Source organism: Herbaspirillum sp. CF444, assembly GCF_000282135.1.
Taxonomy (GTDB): domain Bacteria; phylum Pseudomonadota; class Gammaproteobacteria; order Burkholderiales; family Burkholderiaceae_D; genus Herbaspirillum.
Window position 1 is genome coordinate 152,267 of sequence record NZ_AKJW01000061.1, and the last position, 24,204, is coordinate 176,470.

Genomic DNA, 24,204 nt, shown 5'->3' on the forward strand with positions numbered 1-24,204 from the left:
GGAGTTCGTGGCCGAATTTGTGGCTAAACTCGTGGCTGGCTGGACTGGCATGGTCGGAAGAGGGCTCGCGTAATGGCTGGGATCGATACGGATCTGAACAAGTCGATTATAGCCCTCGACGCCTGGCTGCATACGCCGATGGGCAATTACGTCCGCGCCTGGGAGCAGAAGCATCTGGATGCGCTGACGGCGGACATCTTCGGCTTCAACGCGGTGCAGATCGGCATGCCGCAAATCAATGCGCTGCAAGCCAACCGCATGCCGTATCGTTGGCTCACCGACAACTGTCTGCCCACCGAGTCGCAAGAAGGTCGCGAGATCCCGATGGTGGTGGCGCACGATTTTTCCGAGTTGCCGTTCGCCACGCAAAGCCTCGACCTGGTGGTCTTGCCGCACGTGCTGGAATTCAGCGCCGAGCCGCACCAGGTGCTGCGCGAAGTCGAGCGCGTGCTGATTCCCGAAGGCCAGGTCATCATCTGCGGCTTCAATCCCACCAGCCTGTGGGGCATGCGCCAGGCCGGCGGCCGCTTGACCGGCGCGCATTTCCTGCCGCAGGACGGTGAATTCATCCGCCTGCCGCGCCTGAAGGACTGGCTCAAGCTGCTCAACATGGAAGTCAATCGCGGCCATTTCGGTTGCTATGCGCCGCCTTGCGCCACGCAAAAATGGCTGGACCGTTTCGGCTTCATGGAAAAAGCCGGCGACCGCTGGTGGCCGTATTTCGGCGCGGTCTATATCGTGCAGGCGATCAAGCGCGTCCAGGGCATGCGCCTGATCGGCCCGGCCTGGAGCAAGCAAAAAGTCAAAGTGCCGAAAGGCATGCCGGCCACGAACCGGATCCATCGCATCCATAAAGAATAAAATGCCGCTTGCGCGGACAGTCGACGACATCCGCGCAGCGCGCAAAGATCAAGCAACAACCAAGTAACAACCAAGCAACTGAAGAAGTGAATATGAGCAAAGAACAGATGGACAACGCCGAGATGGACAAAGTGGAGATCTACGCCGATGGCGCCTGCAAGGGCAACCCGGGCAAGGGCGGCTGGGGCGCCTTGCTGATCGCCGGCGGCCGCGAGAAGGAATTGTGCGGCGGCGAAAACAACACCACCAACAACCGCATGGAACTCAAAGCCGTGATCGAAGCGCTCGGCGCACTCAATCGTCCATGCGACGTGACGGTCTACACCGACAGCCAGTACGTGCAAAAAGGCATCAGCGAATGGATCCACGGCTGGAAGGCGCGCGGCTGGAAAACCGCTTCGCGCGAGCCGGTCAAGAACGTCGACCTGTGGCAGGCGCTCGACGCCGCCCAGGCGCAGCACAAGATCGAATGGCGCTGGGTCAAGGGGCACGCCGGCCACGCCGGCAACGAGCGCGCCGACCAGCTCGCCAATCGCGGCGTAGAATCGATCCGCTGAAGAAAGTCAGGAGCACACCATGCGACAAATCATTCTCGATACGGAAACCACCGGCCTGAACCCGCGCACCGGCGACCGCGTCATTGAAATCGGCTGCGTCGAAATGCTGAACCGCCAGCTCACCGGCAACAACCTGCATTTCTACATCAACCCCGAGCGCGATTCCGACGAAGGCGCGCTGGCGGTGCACGGATTGACGACCGAGTTCCTCAGCGACAAACCGAAATTCGCCGAAATCGCCGACGAGTTCCGCGACTACGTGCGCGGCGCCGAAATCATCATCCACAACGCCCCCTTCGACGTCGGCTTCCTCGACGCCGAGTTCAAGCTGCTCGGCCTGGCGCCGTTCAAGGAGCACGTCGACCACATCGTCGACTCGCTGCAGATGGCCAAGGAGCAGCATCCGGGCCGCCGCAACTCGCTGGACGCCTTGTGCGACCGCTACGGCATCTCCAACGCGCATCGTACCCTGCACGGCGGCTTGCTCGATGCAGCCCTGCTGGCGGAAGTCTATCTGGCCATGACGCGCGGCCAGAACAGCCTGACCATGGATCTCGCCGATGGCGGCGACAATGAAGACGGCAGTCCCGTGCTTGAGCTGGCGCCGCTGGCCGACGTCATCGTGGTGGCCGCCAGCGAAGAAGAACTCGGCCTGCACGAAACGGTATTGAACACCCTCGACAAGGAAGTCAAAGGCACCTGCGTGTGGCGCAATGTCCCGGCGGAAGAAGCGCCGCCGGCGTAAATTGTTTGAAAATAATTGCACGAAATAACAAGCGGCTTGCCTGGCGCGGCAATTCTGTGTCATAATTCGGGCCGCTTCACACCAAGCCTCTCGGCCGGTGGCGACAGCGAAAATGGAAGGTTAGCTCAGGGGTAGAGCACTGCATTCACACTGCAGGGGTCGCAAGTTCGAAACTTGCACTTTCCACCAAATTCAGAAAAGCCCGCCTTGTGCGGGCTTTTGCCGTTTTGGGGTAAAAATTCATTTCCTCCTCAATATTGGGCCTGACGGGAGTCGGATCATTTGCCACAACATTGCCACCTTTAATGGCAGCGGTGAGCAGAATGCATCTCATGTCTCTTTATGAAACGGGGTCTAAGTTGGCTCTCGGCGCCGACTTTTCCAAACCATCGAACCTCCCCGGTGCATCCGACGGAACCCGGCATAAATAAGTCGTCACTTAGCTGAGTCGCCCTCAGCTCCAAAAAAGCCCGGGCCCTAAGATCAACGAATCTTGCCATCAATCCATGATCGGTGCTGCGGATCTTGATCACCTTCAAACATATGAAAAGAACTCAAATGACGACGATCGGTTATCGCCCCCAAATTTCTGAAACAGCCATACAGCTCCCCGAGCTGAAATCGGCTCCTTCAGAGCAGATCACGAAAGAAAACGTTGATACACAAGAGCCAGGAGCCGGTATGTCTCCAGGCATCCAATTCGCTAAAACCTCGCAGGCCAAGCTGACGCACACCGCACGCACCATGCAACAGGCGACGCATGAACTCGGTCTGGAGTTTGTCGCTTTGGAAGAATCTCTTCGTCGCGAAACTGAACATGGCGGTGAATCCTCCGCTTTGATCAGGCGAAATCCAATCACAACAAAATTAGGAAATCTGCTTGAAAAGACGAGCGATGCAATGAATTACCGGCTTTTTCCGGCACGGTCCAATCCAAACCTCAAGGTCAGCCAATTGTCGGCGAAGTTGTTGGGCAAGAAAACGCCTTCGCTCAACGAGGAGGGCGCGACGTTTCAATATGCTGATCTCATTGATCAGTACAAGCTGGAGATGAAGTTGATCATGCTTTTCAACTACCATCCGGAATTGGCGGAGGTCATTGAAAATGCCTGCAAGAGCAAAGGGGCTGCTGTGCTGGATCATCTGGCGTCGAGCAGTCCGCGCGCGGGAGTGACGATTGACGCGATCGACGACATGTACGCTCAGGTTCGGACTGCATTGGAAGCCGGAACGTCGCCTCAGGAAATCACGCAAGCGCTGAAAGAAGCGAGGCTCAAACTGGAAGCGACTGGCGGAATTTTCGGCAGGGCAGCGGCCAGGATCAAGGAGAACCCGAGCAACAATGAACAGGTCGATGCAAAGAAGATCGGCAACTGGATAGCGCAAGGCAAACCCATTGAAACCACCGAAGCTGTCCGGTATGGATTCATGAACAAGGACGCGAACGTCGTGACCACGGAAGATCAAGCCTTGCTGGAGAAATTACTGCAAGTCGCAGAGTTCGATACCGCAGATGTTCCGCCCAACACACCGTTGTTGCTGAGGGAATGCGCCAATCGCGATCAATTCAGCGATCAAACCGAAGCCCCTTTGAGGGCGCGACTGATTGTAGATCAACCCTTTGAAGCCATCGATCCCCGCAAGACCACGTCTGAGACAACACCGCTTTTGCAGGCATCCTCAATAGCACGCACTACTGTCGATATCGAGCAGGTGCCGATGTTGCTTGCGCTCAAATATGTCATCTGCGGCAGAGAAGATCTCGTTCATGAAGACGTTCTGCGCATTCTCAATGACGCTGACATTTCCAAGGCCTTCTCGCAGAAAAATCCCACGCTCGCCGATGGAGTATCGCATGCCTTGCGCAACCCGGACAATGCAGCAGCAATGTGCCTGCACCGGAAGCTGGCCGCCGCCGAGTTGATGAAGACCTTCCTGGAAGGCGGTTCAGCCTGGGACACTGCCAAGGACATTGCTCCGTATGCCGGCGCAGGCATGCTCATGGAAGGCGTGAAAAACCTGATCCCGGACGGATTGTTGAAATCTGTCGTCACGGAAAGCTTTCTTGGCGGCGCCGATCTTGGCGATAACGGCATGGGATGCATGGCCGAATTGAGGTCGCAAGCAATGACCGTAAAGGGAATCGAAGTGGGAGGTATCGCCGACCTCTATGAAAAGACCTTCGGCATTCCAGGTTCCAACATGACGACCATGCTTTCCCACCTCGTCCTGCTGGGGGCGGGCGCCACAGATCCGCATAGCCCGTTTTCTTCCCTTGCTCAGTCTATGGGCTTTAAAACCCCCACGGGACCGCTTGCCTCCATCACCGAAACCCAGATGAAGTCCTTTCTTACGGGGTCGGCGGTAAGCATCGGCATGACGACGATCTATTCTGCTGCGGGAGCACTGTCCTCGAACCCCGGCGTTTTGGCGTTGGTGGGCGCAGGGGCTATCATGGGCACCTCCATTTCGCCCGCGATCGGTTTCGGCATGCTGCACTCGGAACTTTCCCTGGCAGTGAAAAAGCGGCTTTACGACGGCACCCTGCAAGCGCCGGAAAGCCTGAACATGGAGGATCAGGCCGCGGTGACCATCTTCTGCCGCAAGGAAGCGATGAATCAATTGATGATGCAAACCGGTAACGGGGCCGGCAATATTGCCTTCTTGCTCGCACCTTTTGCGTCCAGTGCAAAGTTGCTGGGCTTCGCGGTGCCACAGGAATTGATCGACCTGGCGCTTGAGCCGCTCATGCCGGGCATGGAAAACATTGTCCGGGTCGGTGCGATGGACAGCCATGAAGCATCAAAGAGAGACACCATCAGTAAACTCAAGGAAAAGTGCATCGACGAGGCAGCGAAGGGAAATGCGGCGCCGATGACCTTGGACGAGTTCGACAGCACGACACTCAGCGTTCTCGACAAGATCGCAGCCGAGTGGTCTCTTAAGGTTGCCGCACCTTTCGTCAGCCTGTTGGGACATGCTGATTACCCGCATCTGGCGCCGGTGGCGTAAGAATCTCATGCGACTCCGGAAAAGATGGCCTCGTACTGTAATGCCGTTCAGTTAAGCCCATTACCATCTTTCACCGTCGTCCGGGCGAACGCTGGGGCCCAGTGTCGTACAAGCGTCTGATACGACGCTGGGGCCTGACTTTCGTCAGGACGACAGTGATAAGAGTTGGCAATGAGGAGGATTGTTTGCGCGCTTAACTGAACGGCATTGGGCCTCGTGCCGGGTTTCGTCGTTCACGGGAGGGCGCGGGGAAAACAGGGAAAAATCTATATCGATGCATTTGCGTCGATATATTTGACTCAGAATTCTGGCGATCCGGCATATCGTTCTGACGGATATGATTGCGCAATGATCGCTCTGGCGCCTATCGATACGGCTATCGACACAGATCGGGATGATTTATTCGGCATCCACTTTTTCTCGCCGTGCGTTACGCCGGTCAATCTCCCGATCCGCCACATTCGACAACAGCGTCGCAGATGCCATGGCCAGTCGCAGCAGTTGCGCGCGGTGGTTTTTGCTGAACAGCGGACGACCGTCCAGGGTTTCGTGATCGTCAAATTCCATGAACTGCAACACGGTGGCGATGCCGCAGCCGATGTCTTTGCAGAGCTCGGCCAGTCTTGCGTTGGAAGAACGAGGTTTTCCTGTGTGCCAGGAAAATGGCTGGAACAGCGTTTTTTGAGGAACGACCGGTGAATCAATGCCAGGCATGTGCGCCTCCGTTGTCGGTGTAGAGCAGTCTCCCTCCGCGACAAAACGAGGAGGGCGACAAATGACAAGGTTTGCAGACCGGGGATCTAGCATTCCGGCAGGCCGAAGCCTCCCTGCCACTGCCGCCCATAGGGGCAAGGCATGGCATGGACGTAAAAATACCGCCGGGAGGCGGTCGTCCATCTAGATCCACACGAGCTGCAAAACTCGATCCCTTTTTTCTCAGGGACTTGCCAGGGATACCCGCGTACTACGTTGTCGTCAACGCAGGCGCGGGGCAAGTCGGAAGCCTGACCGTCACCGTCAATCCTTTACCTTCCGCATCCGTCCCCAGTGCAATCGTTCCCTGCGACGCCTGCACGATTTCCTTCACGATGGCCATGCCCAGTCCCGCGCCATGCTGGTCCGGCGCGGCATTGCGATAGAAGCGTTCGAACACGCGCTCGCGCGCTTCGGCGGGGATGCCGGGGCCGTTGTCGGCGACGGTGATGACGACTTCCTTGCTATCGTTCAGCGCCACGCCGACGGTGACCTTGCCGTGCTCCGGCGTATAGCGCAGCGCGTTGTCGATCAGGTTCATCAGCATGCCGGAGAACAGCGCCTGGCTGCCCATGGCCCAGGCTTCGTCGATGGTTGCTTCCATCCCGAGGTCGATGTGCTTGCGCTGCGCCAGGCTGACCACTTCTTCCAGGATCGTTGCCGTCAGCGCCACCAGTTCGATCGGGTGGCGCGGGAAGGCGGTGCTGTTGGAGGCTTCGGCCTGCGATAGCTGCAATAGCTTGTTGGTCAGGTCGGTCATGCTGCGGCTGCTGTCTTGCAGCGCCTGCAGCACCTGCGGCAGGCGTTGCGGATCTTCCAGCTGGCGCGCGAACTGGATTTGCGAATCGATCAGCGTCAGCGGCGTGCGCAACTGATGCGCGGCATCGGCGATGAAGCGTTTCTGCACCGCGACCTGCGTATTGAGGCGCTGGATGTACTGGTTGATGGCTTCGACGATGGGGCGCAATTCCATTTGCAGTTCGCCCGCGCGCAGCGGCGTGAGCGAGTTCGGCTCGCGCGTTGCCAGCTCATCCTTGACGCGCAGGATGGGGCGCAGTTCCATCGTCAGGCCGACCACCACCAAGGCAATCGCGAGCAGCAGCATGATGATTTGCCGGTGCAGGGCGGGGCGCCAGAGTTCGTCGAGCAATTGTTCGTGGCCGCGCATGGTCTGGCCGACCGATACCGCGACCATGCGCAGCGTGCCGTTGTCGTAGAGCGCGCGCACGTAGCTGACCACGCGCAGCGGCCGGTTGTTGAAATAGGTCGTGGCGTAAGCAGGCGCAATCAGGGAGAAGTCGATGTCGACCGGAAAGTCGGGCCGGCCGGCCAGCAGGGTCTCGTCATCCATCAATACCTGGTAGTACACCTCGTCGTGGCTCGGCGAGGCGAACATCTCCAATGCGGCGGGAGGGATGTTGACCGTCGGTGCGCCATCGACCCAGGTGACCTGCCCGGCGATCATGCGCGCCGAGGCAACCAGCGCACGGTCCTGGATCAGGTCGGCGCTGGCGACTGCACTGTCGTAGGTGTAGCTGGTACTGATACCGACATAAACCGTCAGCGGGATCAGCAGCCATAGCAACAATCGCAGGCGAAGACTAACGATCATCTTTTTGCTTGAGCAGGTAGCCGAGGCCGCGCAGGGTCATGATGGCGGCTTGCGAGGGTTCCAGTTTCTTGCGCAGGCGCGAGATGTAGATTTCGATGGCGTCGGCGCTGGGTTCTTCGGAGAGATTGAAGATGCCGCTGACCAGCGCGTTCTTGGAGACGGTCTTGCCTTGCTTGAGCATGAGGATTTCGAGCACGTCGTGTTCGCGCGCGGGCAGCGCCAGCGTCTTGCCGGCAATGGCGAATTGGCGCGTGTTGCTGTCGTAGCTCAAGTCGCCGCAGTGGATTTCAGCGGCCTTGTCGGGCGTCTGGCGGCGGATCAGGACCTTGATGCGCGCGACCAGTTCGCGTACCTCGAAGGGTTTGACCAGATAGTCGTCGGCGCCGGCGCCGAGGCATTCGACCTTCTCGTCGATGGAGCCGCTGGCGGTCAGGATCATGACCGGCACCGAATTGTGTCGCTCGCGCAGGCGGCGCAGGACGTTCTTGCCGCTCATCTTGGGCAGCATCAGGTCGAGCAGCACGACGTCGTAGTTCTCCGTGTGCAGGACGTGGTCGGCCATCTCGCCATCGCTGGCGACGTCGACACTGAACTTGTTCTCTTTGAGGATCTGCGTGAGCCAATGCGCCAGCGGCGGGTTGTCTTCAATCAGCAGCAATTTCATGCAAAAGACCTATATTTTTGTTGCACTGCAAGGGAAAAACAGCAAATTTGGAAAGCTGGATGAAGGTTTGCGGTTCTTAGAATGCCGGACAGTATATTAATAATAAGCCGAGTCGGCTGAGCAGAGGAAAATCTGCCGGTCCTGCTCTCATCCAGGAGACATCATAATGCGTCAACGCTTCAATGTGTTTGCCAACGTATGCACCCGCGCCGCAGGCGTATCAGGAGTCATCGCTTCCGCCTTATTGATCAATGCAACGGCAGTGCCGACGGCGCAAGCTGCCGACAACAAGATCACCATCATGGTCGGCGGCATCAACAAACTGATCTATCTCCCGCCCAAGCTGGCGGAAAACCTCGGTTACTTCAAGGCGGAAGGCCTGGACGTCGAACTGCAGTCGCAGCAAGCCGGCGTCGACGCCGAAAATGAATTGTTGGCCGGCGCGGTGCAGGCGGTGGTCGGCTACTACGATCACTCCATTGACTTGCAAAGCAAGGGCAAGGAAGTGCAGTCCATTACGCAACTGCTGGTGGTGCCGGGCGGCATGGAGATGGTGCGCAGCGATCTGGCGACACAGGTGCGCAGCATGGCCGATCTCAAGGGCCGTACGCTCGGCGTGACCGGCCTGGGTTCTTCTTCCAGCTTCCTGGCGCAATACCTGGCCAGTCGCAACGGCCTCAAGACCAGCGATTATTCGATGCTGCCGGTCGGCGCAGGCAATACGCTGATCGCCGCGCTCAAGCAAAAACGCGTGGACGTGGTCTGGACCACCGAGCCGACCACCTCCATGCTGCTGGCCAGCGGCGAAGCCAAGGTGCTGGTCGACATGAGCAGCGCCGAAGGCACGCGCACCGCCCTGGGCGGTCTGTATCCGGCGTCGGCGGTTTATGTGCAGCGCGCCTGGCTGCAGACGCATCAGGCCGAAGCAATGAAGCTGGCCCGTGCTTTCGTGAAGACCTTGAAGTACATCCAGACCCACAGCGCAGAGGAGATCGCCGACAAGATGCCGGCCGACTACTACGGCGGCAACAAGAAGCTGTACGTGCAGGCGTTGAAGGCGTCGCTGCCGATGTATTCGCCCGACGGCAAAATGCCGCCGGAAGGCGCCGAGGTGGTGCTCAAGGTGATGGCGGCGTTCAATCCCAACATCAGAGGCAAGAAAATCGACTTGTCCAAGACCTACACCAACGAATTCGTCAATCAGGTGAAGTAATCCTTGTCATGCTCATCACGCCTCGAACACTATTTTCCAATAACATTTCTATTGCGCATACCAACAAGGAAACTCCATGAACAAGAATATCCGCCGCACACTGATTTCACTGGCCGTCGCCGGCGTCACGATGATGGCCTTGCCGGGCACGGCAGCCGCGGCCGGCAAGATCACCATCATGGTCGGCGGCATCACCAAGATGGTTTACCTGCCGGCCAAGCTGGCCGAGCAACTCGGTTACTTCAAGGAAGAAGGCCTGGACGTCGAGCTGCAATCGCAGCCGGCCGGCGTCGACGCCGAGAATGAATTGCTGGCCGGCGCAGTGCAGGCCGTGGTCGGCTTCTACGATCACTCCATCGACCTGCAAAGCAAGGGCAAGGAAATCACCGCCATCGTGATCTTCGGCCAGGTGCCGGGCGAAGTGGAACTGGTGTCGACCAAGGCTTCCGCATCGATCAAGAGCATGGCCGACGTCAAGGGCAAGACGCTGGGCGTGACCGGTCTCGGTTCTTCGACCAACTTCCTGACGCAATACCTGGCCTCGCGCCATGGCATCACGTCCAAAGAATACTCGGTGCTGCCGGTCGGCGCCGACAACACCTTCATCGCCGCGATGAAGCAAGGCCGCATCGATGCCGGCATGACGACCGAGCCGACCGTGTCGCAAATGCTCAAGACCGGCGAAGCCAAGGTGCTGGTCGACATGCGTTCGGTGGACGGTACCGTCAAGGCGCTGGGCGGTTTGTATCCGGCATCCAGTCTCTATGTGCAACGCAACTGGCTCAACGGTCACAAGGATGACGCCGCCAAGCTGGCGCGTGCTTTCGTCAAGACGCTGAAGTTCATCAAGACCCACAGCGCGACCGAGATCGCCGACAAGATGCCGAAGGACTACTACGGCAACAACAAGGCGCTGTATGTCCAGGCGCTGGAAAACTCGCTGCCGATGTATTCGGCCGACGGCAAGATGCCGGTCGGCGGTCCCGAAACAGTGTTGTCGGTGCTGTCGGGCTTCAACCCGAACGTCAAGGGAAAGCACATCGATTTGTCCAAGACCTACACCAACGAGTTTGTGAATCTGGTCAAGTAAGACTGTAGAAAGTTCGCTTCACCAATGATGCGAATCGGCGTATCCGTTCAACCGGACGGATATGCCGGGTTCGCTCGCACGCAGCAATTGACGTTATTACGATGAAAGAGTCCTCCATGAACCAAACTGCCACCGCCAAGCCAGCCGCAGCAGCCAAACTCGACACGCCGGCCATCGAGCTGGACAACGTATCGTGCCGTTTCATCACCGCCGACGGCAATGTCACCGTCGCCTTGCGCGATTTTTCCATGAGCGTCGCCCGCGGCGAATTCGTCGCCGTGGTGGGGCCTACCGGTTGCGGCAAGTCCACCACATTGAGCCTGATCACCGGCCTGCTGAAACCGACCATCGGCGAGGTGCGCGTGATGGGCGAGCCGGTCAACGGCATCGACCCGCGCATCGGTTTCGTGTTCCAGAACGACGCCGTGTTCCCCTGGCGCAGCGTGCGCGACAACGTTGCCGCCGGTCCGTTGTTTCGCGGCAAGCCGAAGGAGCAGGCCTATGAACTGGCCAACGAATGGATCCGTCGCGTCGGCCTCGACAAGTTCGGCGACCACTATCCGCATCAACTGTCGGGCGGCATGCGCAAGCGCGTGGCGCTGGCCCAGACTTTCATCAACAGCCCCGAAATCCTGCTGATGGACGAACCGTTCAGCGCGCTCGACATGCAGACCCGCACCTTGATGCAGGACGAGCTGCTGCAACTGTGGTCGGCGCATTCCGGTTCGGTGGTGTTCGTCACCCACGACCTGGAAGAGGCGATTGCGCTGGCCGACAAGGTCTACGTGCTGACCGCGCGTCCGGCGACCTTGAAGAGCACCTACCAGATCGACCTGCCGCGCCCGCGCGTGATGGAAGAGGTGCGCTACGAGCAACGCTTCATCGACATCTCGCGCAAGATCTGGTCGGATCTGCGTGAAGAAGTACAGATCAAGTAAATACTCCCGACAGAAATATCTTCTGCTCCTTACACCAGACAACGACAACACAGGTGAGCAACATGACACAAGTAAATACAAGCCGGGCCATGAGCCCGGAAGCGATCGCGGAAGTCGAGCGCGAAGCGCAACGCAAGATCAAACAACGCTACTGGCTGGTGATTTCACTGCGCCTGGCGATTCTCGTGATCATCCTCGGCGGCTGGGAATTGTCCGCGACGATGCAATGGATCGATCCGTTCTTCTTCTCGCAGCCGTCGCTGATCGTGATCCAGATCTATGACTGGATCATGGAAGGTACGTCGCAAGGCCCGTTGTGGGTGCAGGTCATGGTGACGCTGGAAGAAACCGTGCTGGGCTTCCTGATCGGTTCGGTGGCGGGCATCATCGCCGGCATCGCGCTGGGCCGCAACAAGCTGATGTCGGACGTATTCAGCCTGTACATCCAGATCGCCAACTCGATTCCGCGCGTGGTGCTGGGTTCGATCTTCGTGATCGCGCTGGGCCTGGGCATGGCGTCCAAGGTGGCGCTGGCGGTGGTGATGGTGTTCTTCGTGGTGTTCGGCAATGCCTTCCAGGGCGTGCGTGAAGCCGACCGTTACATGATCGCCAATGCGCAGATCCTCGGCGCTTCGCGGCGTCAGGTGACGACGGCGGTGGTGATTCCATCGGCGCTGAGCTGGATTCTGGCGAGCCTGCACGTGAGCTTCGGCTTCGCGCTGGTCGGCGCGGTGGTGGGCGAGTTCCTCGGCTCCAAGCAAGGCATCGGCCTGCTGATCTCCACCGCGCAAGGCGCGTTCAACGCCAGCGGCGTGTTTGCGGCGATGATCGTGCTGGCGGTGGTGGCGCTGGCGGCGGACTATCTGCTGACCTCGCTGGAAAAACGCCTGCTGAAATGGCGTCCTGCCGCGTTCTGATTGTGTTCTGATCGCGTCTTCCGGGCTTGCCGACGGTAAATCTCCGAACTGTATTCGGATAGTTGTGCAAGCCCCGGGGAGGGACGATAAAATTGCCTTCCATGTCCCTCACCTCTCTCCGTTCTCAAAAAGCCCTGTTGTGGATCGTCGCTTCGGGCTTTTTCATGCAGACGCTGGATACCACCATCGTCAACACCGCATTGCCGTCCATGGCCGCCAGTCTCGGCGAGCCGGTGCTGGCGATGCACCCGGTGGTGGTTTCCTACACGTTGACCATGGCGTCGCTGACGCCGGCTTCCGGCTGGCTGGCCGACCGCTTCGGCACGCGCCGCGTCTATTTCCTCGCCATCCTGATTTTCGTGCTCGGCTCGCTGCTGTGCGCCAATGCCCACTCGTTGTCGCAGTTGCTGCTGGCGCGCGTGGTGCAGGGCGTCGGCGGTTCCATGCTGCTGCCGATCGGCCGCCTGGCGGTGCTGCGCAGCGTGCCGGGGGCGCAGTATATTTCGGCGCTGGCTTTCATCTCGATTGCGGGGCAGCTGGGTCCGGTGGTGGGACCGGTGACGGGGGGATGGCTGTCGCAGACGATAGGCTGGCACTGGATTTTTCTGATCAATGTGCCGGTCGGCGTGATCGGCATGTTTGCCGTGCATCGCTTCCTGCCGGCGGAAGAAATCACGTCGCCGCCGCGTTTCGACATGCTCGGTTGCGGCCTGCTGTCGGCATGCATGGTGACGTTCTCGCTGGCGCTGGACGTGCCGATGAGCGAGCATCGCGAATGGTGGAGCGCGGGCTTGTTTGTTTTGTCGGCGTTGACGGTGTGGCTATATGTCATGCATGCGCGTCGCGACGAACAGCCTCTGTTCCGGCTGGGCTTGTTCAACGAACCCAATTTCAGCGTCGGCCTGGTCGGCAACCTGATATGCCGCATCGGTTCGTCGGCGGTGCCTTTTTTGCTGCCCTTGCTGTTGCAGGTCAAGCTCGGTTTTTCGCCCTTGCATGCCGGATTGGTGCTGCTGCCTGCGGCGATTGCCGGGACCATCGCCAAGCCCTGGATCGCGCCGCTGGTGCGCCGCTTCGGCTATGAGAATTTCTTGCTGGTGAATACGATCCTGGTCGGCGCCGCCATCGTCTCGTTCGCGCTGATCACGCCGACGTGGCCGATCTGGGTCGGCATCGTGCAACTGGCGATTTTCGGCGTGTGCAACTCAATGCAGTTCGCCGCGATGAACAGCGTGACGCTCAAGGGACTGAGCAGCAAGGATGCCGGCAGCGGCAACAGCCTGTTCTCGATGGTGCAGATGCTGGCGCTGGGCTTGGGCGTCACCATTGCCGGGTCGATGCTGAGCGGACTCGACGGCGTGGCGTGGGCGAGGGAGTGGAGCTTTACGCTGACTTTCGTTTGCGTCGGCGTGGTGACTTTGCTGTCGGCGCTGGTGTTTCGGCGGATGGATGCGCAGTATTTCAACTGAGTTCAACTGAGTTCAACTGACCAACGGGGCAGCGATTAAGTATCGCCCCATTGGCGCAGCAGGTTGTGATAGCAGCCGACCAGCGTGCGTCGCGCCACTTCATCGGCATTGGTCTGGTTGAGCGTCTGGATGGCGTTGTCCATGTCGAACAGCATGCTGCGCTGACCGTCGTCGCGCACCAGGCTTTGCACCCAGAAAAAACAGGCCGTGCGTACACCGCGCGTGACGGGCGTCACCTGATGCAGGCTGGTGGCAGGGTAGACCAGCACGTCGCCGGCTTCCAGTTTGGCGGTATGCATGCCATAGGTATCGTGGACTTGCAATTCGCCGCCGTCGTAGCTGGCCGGATCGGACAGGAACAGCGTGGCGGAAATATCGGTACGCAACTTGCGTCCGCTGTGCGGGTCGATGCGCACGCTGCCGTCGACATGCGCGCCGAAGGTCATGCCTTCGCTGTAGCGGTTGAACATCGGCGGATACACCATGTTCGGCAAGGCGGCGCTGATGAAGCGCGGGTTGCGTTCCAGTGCGGACAGGATGATGCGCTGGCATTGCAGGGCGACGTCCGAGCGTTCATCGATTTGCTGGTTGTGCTTGACGGGCGCGCCTTGATAGCCCGCCGTCACGCGTCCATCCACCCATGCCGGTCCCGCCTGATCCAGAAGCTGACATACAGCCTTGAGTTGTTGCGCGTCGAGCAGCTTGGGAATGGCGATCAGCATGGATGGATTTCTTTCTCTTGCTTCAGATTACATACGATAGTTCACGGACAGCATGGCTGTGCGGCCGGTACCCGGCACCGAACGTCCGCCGTCGGACTGGATCAGCGCATCGTAATACATTTTGTTCGTCAGGTTGAAGAGGTTCAGACGAATATCGTATTGCTTCTGCGTGTAGGCGACGGTGGCGTCCCAACGAGTGTAGCCGCCGACTTGTACCGTATTGGTTGCGTTCGCGTAGCGTTGCGACATGTAAGTCGCGCCGCCGCCGATTTGCCAATGCGGCACGACGTCGTAAGTAGTCCAGGTGGTCAGCGTATGCTTCGGCGTGTTGACCGGGATCTTGCCTACCGCCGTGTCGCCCGCAGCGCCGCTGAGGACCTGCGCATCCAGGTAGGTGTAGCCGGCAGCCACTTGCCATTGCTTGTTGATGCGGCCGGTCGCGCCCGCACGTGCGCCCCTGACGCGGACGGTGCCTTGCAGTTCATACACGCCGGTGGAAACCAGGCTGCGCGCATTTTCCTTGGTGATCTGGAAGATTGCCGCATTGGTCGACAGATTTTCCGCCACGTCCCACTTGCCGCCCAGCTCGTACGATTTGTTCTTTTCCGGATCGAGGTTTTGCTGGCCTGTGGTGCCTGTCAACTGTTCCAGCGAAGGATTGAACGACGTGCCGTAGGACAGGTAATACGATTGCGCTGCACTTGGTTGCCAGATGCCGCCGGCGCGCACGCTAAGGAAGTTGACGGTCTGGTTGGCGCTGGCCAGGTTGGTGTTCTTTGCAGCTGCAGGCGTATTGCTCGAGTTCAGCGAGTTGGTGATGCTGGCGACATAGCGGTCGAAGCGCAGGCCGCCGACCAGTTTGAACTGTTTGCTCAGTTCCATCGTATCGCTGAAATAGGTTGCGATGGTGTTGGCGCTGCCGCCCTGGCGGTTGCCCGCCTGGCTGACGACGTTGGTGCTGGAGGTTGGATCCACGACGGAAACGCAGTCGGCGTAGCCTGTCGTCGGTGTGCTCGCATCGGTCAGCGCCACGCCGTTGCAAGAACCATTGCGATAGTACGCCTGATTGTCGTAACCATCATGGCCGACTTCGAGGCCGAGCAGGAAGTCATGTTTGAAGCCCAGCGCGTTGACCTTGGCCGACAGTTCCGTCTGGTTGAAGATCGAGTAGTCCTGGATGTTGCGGTCGTGGCTTTGCGTGCGAACGTACAGGCTCGACAGCGGCAGGCTGGTGTTGCCGGTCAGTGCCGTGAAGCCCGTGCCGGAAACGGTGCCGATGGCGTTTGGCGCTGTTTCGACGGCGCTGGTGCGGACCCAGTTGAACTGGGTCTGGTTGCGTACGGTCACGTCAGGCGTGATCTTGTGCTTGATGCCGGCGTTCAGCGATACCACGTCCTGGTCGGTATGGTCGCTATTGAGGCCGTAAGCGGTGCTGCGGTTGACGTTGACCGGATGACCGTTCAGCGCCGGCAAGCCATAGTCAGGCTGGTCGTGGTTATGCTGCACCAGGGCCGACAAGGTGACTTCGGTGGACGTGCCGATGCCGTGGACATAGGAAGCCGCCACGCCGAAGTCCTGGACATTGGTCTGGTCGCGAGTCGTTGCCGAACCGCTTTGCGCCATGGCGGAGATGCGGAATGCAGAGGTCTCGGACAGCGGGTGATTATAGTCGGCGGTAGTGCGCACCAGGCCGTTGGTCGTGATGGAGGCGGACACCTCCGTCGCTTCCTTCAGGTTGGCCTTCTTGGTGACCTGATTGATCACGCCGCCGGTTGAACCGCGGCCGAACAGCATGGACGACGGTCCCATCAGGACTTCGATTTCATCCATGGCGAAGGTGTCGCGGTAGTACTGGCCGCGGTCGCGGAAACCGTCCAGGTAGATATCGGTACGCGCCGAGAAACCGTTGAGATTGATGTTGTTGCCGATCTGGCCGCCTTCGGCGCCGCCCAAGGTAATGCCGGAGACATTGCGCAGCGCATCGGCCAGGGAAGTCGCGCCCTGCGATTGCATCAGCGCCTTGTTGACGACGACCACCGATTGCGGCACATCGTGCAGGTCGGCAGGCAACTTGGTAATGACCGTGGTGTTGGTGTTGAAATCGTCGCGCTGGCCTTCGACCACGACTTCCTTCAGGGAAGAGGACGGCGCGGAGGAGGAAGTTTGTTGCGCGTGCACGGAAATGGGAGCTGCAAACAGCGCGACAAGCGCGGCAGCGATCGGCGTGAGACGGTTCATGTGGTCGTTATCGTTAGGTTAGTCACGGAATGGGGTGGCTGGCTACGACGGAGGAAGTCTCGTTTGGCTGGCTAAAATGTGTCCAAAAATGCATCTTTATCATTTCTTGCGGATGATTTCGATTCTCATTTCGGATCGGTGAGCGCTAGACTAAAACCCTGGTCTGTCGAATTGCTGACGATTAACTGACTATTTGCTGACTGTCGTCAAAATGGCACAAATAAGCGCTGTCTATCCGATAGAGTGGCAATTTAGTCATGCAGCAGGGCGCTACAATACGAACCCCCTGTTGCTCGCAGGAGGGGAAGATTTCTTGTTGCACATTGCAGTTTTACCTTCAATCTGGTCCTGATATATGAATGTTCTGCTGGTAGAAGACGACCTGGTGTTGGCGGATGGTCTCTCGCGCATGCTCAAATCGCATGGTCTGAGCGTCAACACGGTCAATAACGGCACCGACGCCGATGCGTTGTTGCAGCGCTATACGGCCACGGTGCTGGTGCTCGATATCGGCTTGCCGGGCCTGGACGGCTTCGAAGTGGTGCGCCGTCTGCGCGCGCGCGGAAGCAACATGCCGGTGCTGCTGCTGACGGCGCGCGATACGATTCCCGACCGCGTGCACGGACTCGAACTGGGCGCCGACGACTATCTGGTCAAACCTTTCGCCACGCCGGAACTGGTCGCGCGCATCAAGGCGCTGATCCGTCGCAGCAGCCCCCAGCCGACGCAACTGACGATCGGCGGCCTGTCGCTCGACACGTCGTCCAAGCGCGCCACCATCGACGGCAAGAAGGTCGATTTCTCGGTGCGAGAATGGACCGTGCTGGAATACCTCATGCAGCAGGCTTCGCGCGTGGTCTCCAAACAGCAGATCATCGACGCCGTCTTGCCCTGGGGCGAGGACGTGACGCTCAATGCGGTGGAAGTCTATGTTTCGCGCATCCGCACCAAGACCGCAGGTTCGGGCGTGGCGATTCGCACGATACGCGGCTTCGGCTATATGCTGGAAAAAAGCGACGCCTGATTTTAATGCGTCGGTCGCCTGCCTCCAATCCGACCCATAAGGTCATGCGCCACAGCATTAAATTCAATCTGCTGAAATGGCTGATTGCGCCACTGCTCGCGGTCAATCTGATCGGCGCCGGCCTGACCTATTGGCTGGCGTGGTTGCCGGCACAGGATGCCTTCGACCAAAGTATTACCGATGCGGCCTGGGCGTTGACCTCGCAGATCAAGCGCGTGCGCGGCAAGACGTCGCTGGAGCTGACCAAGCAAGCCGAGCAGATGCTGCGCTCGGATCATTTCGATACCATGTATTTCGTGGTGCGCGACGCCAGCGGCGACACGCTGGCCGGCGATCATAATTTTCCTGCGGTCAATCAGATTGCCGAACCCAATGAGCCGGTGACCTACGACGGCATCATGAACGGCGAACAGGTCCGCATCGCCGCCCTGTACGTGAGCATCGAGCGCACGCCGGTCTACATCGGCATCGCCGAGACCTTCCGCAAGCGCAACCAGACGCACTACGTCATCCTGATTTCTCTGTTGCTGCTCGACGGCGTGCTGACGGCGTTCTCCATCGTCATCGTGCTGGTGGCGGTCAACAAGGGATTGCACCCGTTGCGCGAATTGCAACAGAATCTCGACCAGCGCAATCGCGACAACCTGACGCCGATCGACGTCGCGCAAACGACGGAAGAATTGACGCCGGTGGTCAGGGCGATCAACAGCCTGCTCGACAATATCCGTAAAGGCGCCACGGCGCAGCAGAATTTCCTGGCCAACGTGGCGCATCAGATCCGCACGCCGCTGACCGGTTTGCGCCTGCAGCTGGAGTGGCTGCAGCAGCGCCATGCCAACGAGCCGGAAACGGCGCATTCGACCGAGCTGATGACGTCGTCGGTGGAGCGCATGGTCCGCCAGAGCAATCAGTTGCTGGCGCTGGCGCGCGCCGAACCGAGCCGTTTCAAACCGACGCACCTGGAAGAACTTTCGCTCGACAAACTGGTGGAAGAATCGGTGCAGCATTTCATCGAGCAGGCCGACAAGAAGCAGATCGACCTCGGCTTCGACCTGCAGCCGGCGCGCGTGAAGGGCGATCGTTTCATGCTGCGCGACCTGATCGACAACCTGGTCGACAACGCCGTGCGCTATTCGCCGCCGCAGAGCACCGTGACCGTCAGTTGCCGCGAACAGGAAGATGCCACGCTGCTGACCGTCGAAGACTCCGGCCCCGGCATCGCGCCGGAACATCGCGAGCTGATCTTCGATCGTTTTTACCGGGTCAACGACAAGATCTCCGGCAGCGGTCTCGGCCTGGCGATCGTGCGCGACATCGCCAAGGATCATGGCGGCGAAATCACGCTGACGTCGGGCGATGAAGACCGCGGCACGGTCTTTACGGTACGTTTTCCCCACGGCGTTTGAGTTGAAGCCTGGCGGCTTTGCGCCGTATCGTGCTTTTTCATTTCCACCGCTTGGGCCAATTGACTCGAACCAGTTCGAGATGCCTCTGTCCAATTCCTGTATCGACATCGATGGAGGTTTTATGACGGAGCAAGTCCTACAAAGCGGTACGCATATCGCGCGTTTCGACGCCGTGAAAAAAGACGGCGATGTGTTTGAAGCGCAAGTGTTCGTGCGGCTGACGCGTGAACCGGAGCTTGCGGAAACTTATATCCCCGCCGGCTTGTTCGGTTCCGAGCAGGAAGCACTCGACAATGCCAGGCAACGCGCCGAACGCGCCCTGAAGGAGCATGAGTTCTGATGATATTTATTTCTCATGTGAAAAAGATCGTCGGCACAGGCATCTTGTGCGCCGGCCTCGCTGCCTGTGCCACCGGCTATTCCCAATCGACGCGGTTTGAGATCCGCGCCGCCAGCCTGACAGAGAGTCCGGATTGGCAAAAAGCCAACTTGCTCGACGATCCCGGCACCACGGTCTATATCGCGCCGGAAGTGCTGCTGGACAATGCCGACGTGGCCCAGGCCAACGCCAGGAAAGATCTCGGCGGGCAGGTCCTGGTGATCATCCAGATGACGCCTGCCGGCACCATCCGCATGGGCTCGGCTTCGCGTGTGCTGCTGCGGCAGCGCATGGCGGTGATGATCAATGGCGAAGTGCTGACGGCGCCGGTGGTGTCGGCGCCGCTCAGCGGCAATCGTTTTGCCATCACCGGCTTCAAATCCTTCGAAGAGGCGCAGCAAGCGGCGGAAGGCATCGCGCCCGGGAAGTGATGTCGCAAACCGCCGCAAAAGACATGGTAAGGTGGCGGCAACTCAACTACTCGTTCCCGCCATGTCCGTTGCCCGTCATATCGTCCAGGTTCATCCGCGTCTGTTGGTTGCCGTCGTCATCGGCGTGTCGGGGTTTCTGCTGTGGCCTGCGGGCGAGACCATCACGCGTCTGCTGGTCGGCTGGAACGCCGGCGTCTTGTGCTATCTGCTGTCGATCTGGTTCATGATGCTCGGCGCCAAGGCGGCGGAGGTCAAACGGTTGGCCGAGACCGAAGACGAGAGCGCGCAACTGGTGCTGGTCATGGTGTGCGTGGCGGCCATCGCCAGCCTTGCCGCCATCATCGTCGAACTGGCCGGCGCATCGCATCTGGGCGAGCACAAGTTGCTGCGTTACGCCTTTACCGGCGGCACCGTATTGGGATCCTGGTTTTTGATCGGCACCATCTTCACCTTGCATTACGCGCGCTTGTTCTACGGCGAAGACGATGATGCCGAGCCGCCTTTGCGTTTCGCCGACGGTGAAAAAAATCCCGACTACTGGGACTTCCTTTATTTTTCTTTCACCATCAGCGTCGCGGTGCAGACCTCCGACGTGTGCGTCGGGACGCGCGCGTTGCGCAAGACCGTGCTGGCGCATTCGGTGATCGGCTTTTTGTTCAATGCGGCGATTCTGGGTTTGTCGATCAATATCGCGGCGAGCCTGACCAGTTAATCGGAAGCATCGAGCATATAAAGTAAAAAGGGATGTGTTTGCACACATCCCTTTTTTACGTCTTTAACTTCTCAGCGGCTTATTGCCAGCCGTAGCGGCGGGTGTACCACTTCTTCATCAGCTGGATCAGCGCGCCGTAAGCGATCAGGATCGCCAGCAGCCATGGGAAGTAGCTCAGCGGCAGCGCCTGCAGCTTGAAGTAGCTGGCCAGCGGCGACATCGGCAGGATGATGCCGATGCACATGATGATCAGCGTCATGCCCATCAGCGGCCACGAGGCGCGGCTCTGGATGAACGGGATGCGCTTGGTGCGGATCATGTGCACGATCAGCGTTTGCGACAGCAGGCCTTCGATGAACCAGCCCGACTGGAACAAGGTTTGATGATCCGGCGAATTGGCGCCGAAGATGTACCACATCAAGGCAAACGTGCTGATGTCGAAGATCGAGCTGATCGGACCGAAGAACACCATGAAGCGGCCGATTTCGCCCGGGTTCCAGCGCTGCGGCTTCTCGAGGAATTCCTTGTCGACGTTGTCGAACGGGATGGAAATCTGCGACACGTCGTACAGCAGGTTCTGCACCAGCAGATGCAAAGGCAGCATCGGCAGGAAGGGCAGGAAGGCGCTCGCCACCAGCACCGAAAAGACGTTGCCGAAGTTGGAGCTGGCCGTCATCTTGATGTACTTGAGCATGTTGGCGAAGGTCTTGCGGCCTTCCAGCACGCCTTCTTCCAGCACCATCAGGCTCTTCTCGAGCAGGATCAGGTCGGCGGCTTCCTTGGCGATGTCGACTGCCGTATCGACCGAGATGCCGATGTCGGCGGCGCGCAATGCAGGCGCATCGTTGATGCCGTCGCCCATGAAACCGACCACGTGGCCCTTGTCGTGCAGCACGCGCACGATGCGTTCCTTGTGGGTCGGGCTGAGCTTGGCGAAGACGGTGGTCTTCTCGACGGCGACGGACAACTCTTCGTCGCTCATCTTTTCCACGTGCGAGCCGAGCAGCATGCCTTCGACTTCGAGTCCGACTTCGCGGCAGATCTTGGCGGTGACCAGTTCGTTGTCGCCGGTCAGGATCTTGACGGTGACGCCGTGTTCGCGCAATGCGGTCAGGGCCGGTTCGGTCGATTCCTTCGGCGGATCGAGGAAGGCGATGTAACCGATCAGCACCAGGTCGGATTCGTCGGCGACGCTATAGGTTTCCTTGGTCGGCGGCAGGTCCTTGGCGGCGACGGCCACCACGCGCAAACCTTCGGAATTCAGGCTGGCGGTGGTTTCCTTGATCTCGGCCAGCAGTTCCGGCGTGAACGGCACGATCTCGCCGTTGTTGCGCGCATGGGTACAGATCGAGACGATTTCTTCGACGGCGCCTTTGCAGATCAGCTCATGGTGGTCTTCGCGTTCGCTGACCACCACCGACATGCGGCGGCGCTGGAAGTCGAACGGGATTTCGTCGACCTTGCGGTAAGCCGAGGCGATCGACATTTCGCGTTGCAGTTCGGCATGTTCCAGCACGGCGACGTCGAGCAGGTTTTTCAGACCGGTCTGGTAGAAACTGTTCAGATAGGCGTATTGCAGGACTTCGTCGTTGGGCTCGCCGAGGATGCCGGTATGACGTTCCAGGAAGATCTTGTCCTGCGTCAGCGTACCGGTCTTGTCGGTGCACAGCACGTCCATGGCGCCGAAGTTCTGGATCGCGTCCAGACGCTTGACGATGACCTTCTTGCGCGACAGGGCAACGGCACCCTTGGCCAGCGTCGAGGTGACGATCATCGGCAGCATTTCCGGCGTCAGGCCGACGGCGATCGACAGGCCGAACAGGAAGGCTTCGACCCAGTCGCCCTTGGTGAAGCCGTTGATGAAGAACACGATCGGCGTCATCACCAGCATGAAACGGATCAGCAGCCAGCTGACCTTGTTGACGCCCGACTGGAAAGCCGTCGGCGTGCGGTCGGTGGCGGTGACGCGCTCGGCCAGCGCGCCGAAATAAGTGCGCTTGCCGGTGGTCAGGACAACGGCGGTGGCCGAGCCGCTGACCACGTTGGTGCCCATGAAGCAGAGGTTGTCCAGTTCCAGCGGGTTGCTGGCGTCGGAGCCGCGATGCTCGGCGAATTTTTCCACCGGCAGCGACTCGCCGGTCATGGCGGCCTGGCTGATGAACAAGTCTTTGGCGGACAGCAGGCGCAGGTCGGCCGGGATCATGTCGCCGGCGGACAATTGCACGATGTCGCCCGGCACCAGCTTTTTGATCGGCAGTTCGATGCGCTTGGCGCCCTTGGGGTGCAGCGTGACGTCGAAGTAGCGCTGGGCTTCTTCGGCGATGTCGGCGACGACGTCGTGGCGGCTCACGGTCGCGGTATTGCTGACCATTTCCTTGAGCTTGTCGGCGGCAGTGTTGGAACGCGATTCCTGCACGAAGCGCATCAGCGTCGATACCACCACCATGGTGCCGATCACGATGGCGGCCTTCATGTCTTCGGTGTAGTACGACACCGCGGCGAGCACCGTCAGCAGCAGATTGAACGGATTCTTGTAGCAATGCCACAGATGGACCCACCAGGTCAGCGGTTTTTCGTGTTCGACTTCATTGGGGCCGACTTCGGCGCGAATGGCGTCGGATTCCTGTTCGGTCAGACCGTCTGCACGCGTGTGCAGTTTTTTCAGCAGTTCGGACAGTTCGGTCTGGGAGGCGCTCACCAGGCTTTGCGCCAGGGTTTGGGGCACTTCCCTGGTGGTCGGCGAGCTGCGGAACATGTCCACGCCGAGGCGGCGGAAGTGGCGATCCATGCCGCGTGCACGGACGAAGCTTGCGAAGGTTTCTTTCAACAGATCCAGATTCATGATGAAGCTCTTTTTCTTTGCAATAGTTTGCAGTACTGGGCCGGACAGCGCGCGGAAGTCCGGTTCGTGCAGTCATCGAAGGGGAAAAATGAGAAGGCGTCAAACTGTAACGAATCCTCCTGACATATTGATGACAGCGATGGCAGAGAAGCCATCAATTCGGAAGTAGACAGGGCATAAGGACTCCGCAGGTAAGGTTGCGAAGCCGCTTTCGTCGACATCTGTTCTGGTGACGGCATGGCTCGTCCACACCGGTGAAAACCGGTTGTAAACGGATTCTTTCCGTAAGCGCAGGAAGAGCAAAAGCGCGCCATGTCGGGAAAGGGCCGCGCCACGGGATCGGCAACGACGGAAAAAGCCATTGCCGCGCCCGCATGGCGGCGCGTCAGTCTGTGTTGTCTGGTGGTGAAGGCATGCGCCTGAAGCGGCGGATGCCGGATGCCATCATCTGCTCATGCAAGATGACGGCAGGAGGAAGTCCCGCGTTATCTTGCCGAGCCGGGCCGGGTAATTTCCCGGCAACAACTGTCACTCGAACAAGTGCCCATGAAAGGGACTCCATAAAATAAGAACCGGCGGATTCTACCCCCGGGCTTTCGGCATGGTCAAGGCCATTTAA

Annotated in this window: 20 protein-coding genes and 1 tRNA gene; 15 read left to right on the forward strand and 6 right to left on the reverse strand. The window is 59.4% G+C overall.

Annotation, left to right across the window (positions count from 1 at the left end; all coding sequences use genetic code 11):
* The first annotated feature begins 72 nt into the window (after positions 1 to 72).
* The 5 genes from PMI16_RS13540 to PMI16_RS13560 all read left to right on the forward strand — a co-directional run bounded on the left by PMI16_RS13540 (position 73) and on the right by PMI16_RS13560 (position 5,175).
* The gene (locus tag PMI16_RS13540) at positions 73 to 861 is read left to right on the forward strand and encodes a class I SAM-dependent methyltransferase (RefSeq protein ID WP_007880366.1); all 789 of its coding nucleotides are present in this window, start codon (positions 73 to 75) and stop codon (positions 859 to 861) included.
* Positions 862 to 983: 122 nt separating this feature from the next.
* Positions 984 to 1,418, forward strand: a complete 435-nt coding sequence (rnhA, locus tag PMI16_RS13545) for a ribonuclease HI (RefSeq protein ID WP_034380536.1) — start codon at positions 984 to 986, stop codon at positions 1,416 to 1,418.
* A 19-nt stretch (positions 1,419 to 1,437) separates the two neighbouring features.
* Positions 1,438 to 2,163 carry a DNA polymerase III subunit epsilon gene (dnaQ, locus tag PMI16_RS13550; protein ID WP_007880373.1) on the forward strand — a complete coding sequence of 242 codons (726 nt, stop codon included), beginning with the start codon at positions 1,438 to 1,440 and terminating at the stop codon, positions 2,161 to 2,163.
* A 114-nt stretch (positions 2,164 to 2,277) separates the two neighbouring features.
* Positions 2,278 to 2,352, forward strand: a tRNA-Val gene (locus tag PMI16_RS13555).
* A gap of 369 nt (positions 2,353 to 2,721) precedes the next feature.
* Entirely contained in the window at positions 2,722 to 5,175 is a 2,454-nt protein-coding gene (locus PMI16_RS13560) for a hypothetical protein (RefSeq protein ID WP_157212634.1), read from the forward strand.
* Between the two features lie 399 nt (positions 5,176 to 5,574).
* On the opposite strand, the gene PMI16_RS13565 is transcribed toward PMI16_RS13560, so the two are convergent.
* From PMI16_RS13565 to PMI16_RS13575, 3 genes are all read right to left on the reverse strand, one after another.
* Positions 5,575 to 5,889, reverse strand: coding sequence for a hypothetical protein (locus PMI16_RS13565; RefSeq protein ID WP_007880377.1), 315 nt, complete (start codon positions 5,887 to 5,889; stop codon positions 5,575 to 5,577).
* Between the two features lie 250 nt (positions 5,890 to 6,139).
* A complete protein-coding gene (locus tag PMI16_RS13570) occupies positions 6,140 to 7,540 on the reverse strand; it encodes a sensor histidine kinase (RefSeq protein ID WP_007880379.1) in 1,401 nt (466 codons plus the stop codon).
* Positions 7,530 to 8,204: a response regulator gene (locus PMI16_RS13575; protein WP_007880381.1), complete on the reverse strand. Its 675-nt coding sequence runs from the start codon at positions 8,202 to 8,204 to the stop codon at positions 7,530 to 7,532. The genes PMI16_RS13570 and PMI16_RS13575 overlap by 11 nt, the downstream gene beginning before the upstream one ends.
* A 166-nt stretch (positions 8,205 to 8,370) precedes the next feature.
* On the opposite strand from PMI16_RS13575, the gene PMI16_RS13580 reads away from it, so the two are divergent.
* From PMI16_RS13580 to mdtD, 5 genes are all read left to right on the forward strand, one after another.
* The gene (locus PMI16_RS13580; protein ID WP_007880383.1) at positions 8,371 to 9,417 is read left to right on the forward strand and encodes an ABC transporter substrate-binding protein; all 1,047 of its coding nucleotides are present in this window, start codon (positions 8,371 to 8,373) and stop codon (positions 9,415 to 9,417) included.
* A 76-nt stretch (positions 9,418 to 9,493) separates the two neighbouring features.
* Positions 9,494 to 10,507 (forward strand): ABC transporter substrate-binding protein, encoded by a 1,014-nt coding sequence (locus tag PMI16_RS13585; RefSeq protein WP_007880385.1) that lies wholly within the window; start codon positions 9,494 to 9,496, stop codon positions 10,505 to 10,507.
* Between the two features lie 116 nt (positions 10,508 to 10,623).
* Positions 10,624 to 11,445 carry an ABC transporter ATP-binding protein gene (locus PMI16_RS13590; RefSeq protein ID WP_007880387.1) on the forward strand — a complete coding sequence of 274 codons (822 nt, stop codon included), beginning with the start codon at positions 10,624 to 10,626 and terminating at the stop codon, positions 11,443 to 11,445.
* A gap of 62 nt (positions 11,446 to 11,507) precedes the next feature.
* Entirely contained in the window at positions 11,508 to 12,362 is an 855-nt protein-coding gene (locus tag PMI16_RS13595) for an ABC transporter permease (protein WP_007880389.1), read from the forward strand.
* 101 nt (positions 12,363 to 12,463) lie between these two features.
* Entirely contained in the window at positions 12,464 to 13,831 is a 1,368-nt protein-coding gene (gene mdtD, locus PMI16_RS13600; protein WP_007880391.1) for a multidrug transporter subunit MdtD, read from the forward strand.
* 35 nt (positions 13,832 to 13,866) lie between these two features.
* Here the strand turns inward: mdtD and PMI16_RS13605 are convergent, their stop codons facing one another.
* On the reverse strand, positions 13,867 to 14,553 hold the full coding sequence (locus PMI16_RS13605) for a Fe2+-dependent dioxygenase (protein ID WP_007880393.1): 687 nt from the start codon (positions 14,551 to 14,553) through the stop codon (positions 13,867 to 13,869).
* 27 nt (positions 14,554 to 14,580) lie between these two features.
* A complete protein-coding gene (locus tag PMI16_RS13610; protein WP_007880394.1) occupies positions 14,581 to 16,791 on the reverse strand; it encodes a TonB-dependent receptor in 2,211 nt (736 codons plus the stop codon).
* Between the two features lie 355 nt (positions 16,792 to 17,146).
* Between PMI16_RS13610 and PMI16_RS13615 the strand changes: the two genes are divergently transcribed.
* The 5 genes from PMI16_RS13615 (at position 17,147) to PMI16_RS13635 (ending at position 20,743) form a co-directional block, all read left to right on the forward strand.
* Positions 17,147 to 17,815, forward strand: a complete 669-nt coding sequence (locus tag PMI16_RS13615) for a response regulator transcription factor (protein ID WP_007880395.1) — start codon at positions 17,147 to 17,149, stop codon at positions 17,813 to 17,815.
* A gap of 44 nt (positions 17,816 to 17,859) precedes the next feature.
* Positions 17,860 to 19,221 (forward strand): sensor histidine kinase, encoded by a 1,362-nt coding sequence (locus PMI16_RS13620; protein WP_007880396.1) that lies wholly within the window; start codon positions 17,860 to 17,862, stop codon positions 19,219 to 19,221.
* 121 nt (positions 19,222 to 19,342) lie between these two features.
* The gene (locus PMI16_RS13625) at positions 19,343 to 19,561 is read left to right on the forward strand and encodes a hypothetical protein (RefSeq protein WP_007880397.1); all 219 of its coding nucleotides are present in this window, start codon (positions 19,343 to 19,345) and stop codon (positions 19,559 to 19,561) included.
* A complete protein-coding gene (locus tag PMI16_RS13630; RefSeq protein WP_007880400.1) occupies positions 19,561 to 20,031 on the forward strand; it encodes a SecDF P1 head subdomain-containing protein in 471 nt (156 codons plus the stop codon). Before PMI16_RS13625 ends, PMI16_RS13630 begins: the two co-directional genes overlap by 1 nt.
* Positions 20,032 to 20,092: 61 nt before the next feature.
* Positions 20,093 to 20,743: a DUF1345 domain-containing protein gene (locus PMI16_RS13635; protein ID WP_007880406.1), complete on the forward strand. Its 651-nt coding sequence runs from the start codon at positions 20,093 to 20,095 to the stop codon at positions 20,741 to 20,743.
* A 79-nt stretch (positions 20,744 to 20,822) separates the two neighbouring features.
* Here the strand turns inward: PMI16_RS13635 and mgtA are convergent, their stop codons facing one another.
* Positions 20,823 to 23,585, reverse strand: a complete 2,763-nt coding sequence (gene mgtA / locus PMI16_RS13640) for a magnesium-translocating P-type ATPase (protein ID WP_007880407.1) — start codon at positions 23,583 to 23,585, stop codon at positions 20,823 to 20,825.
* Positions 23,586 to 24,204 lie beyond the last annotated feature (619 nt).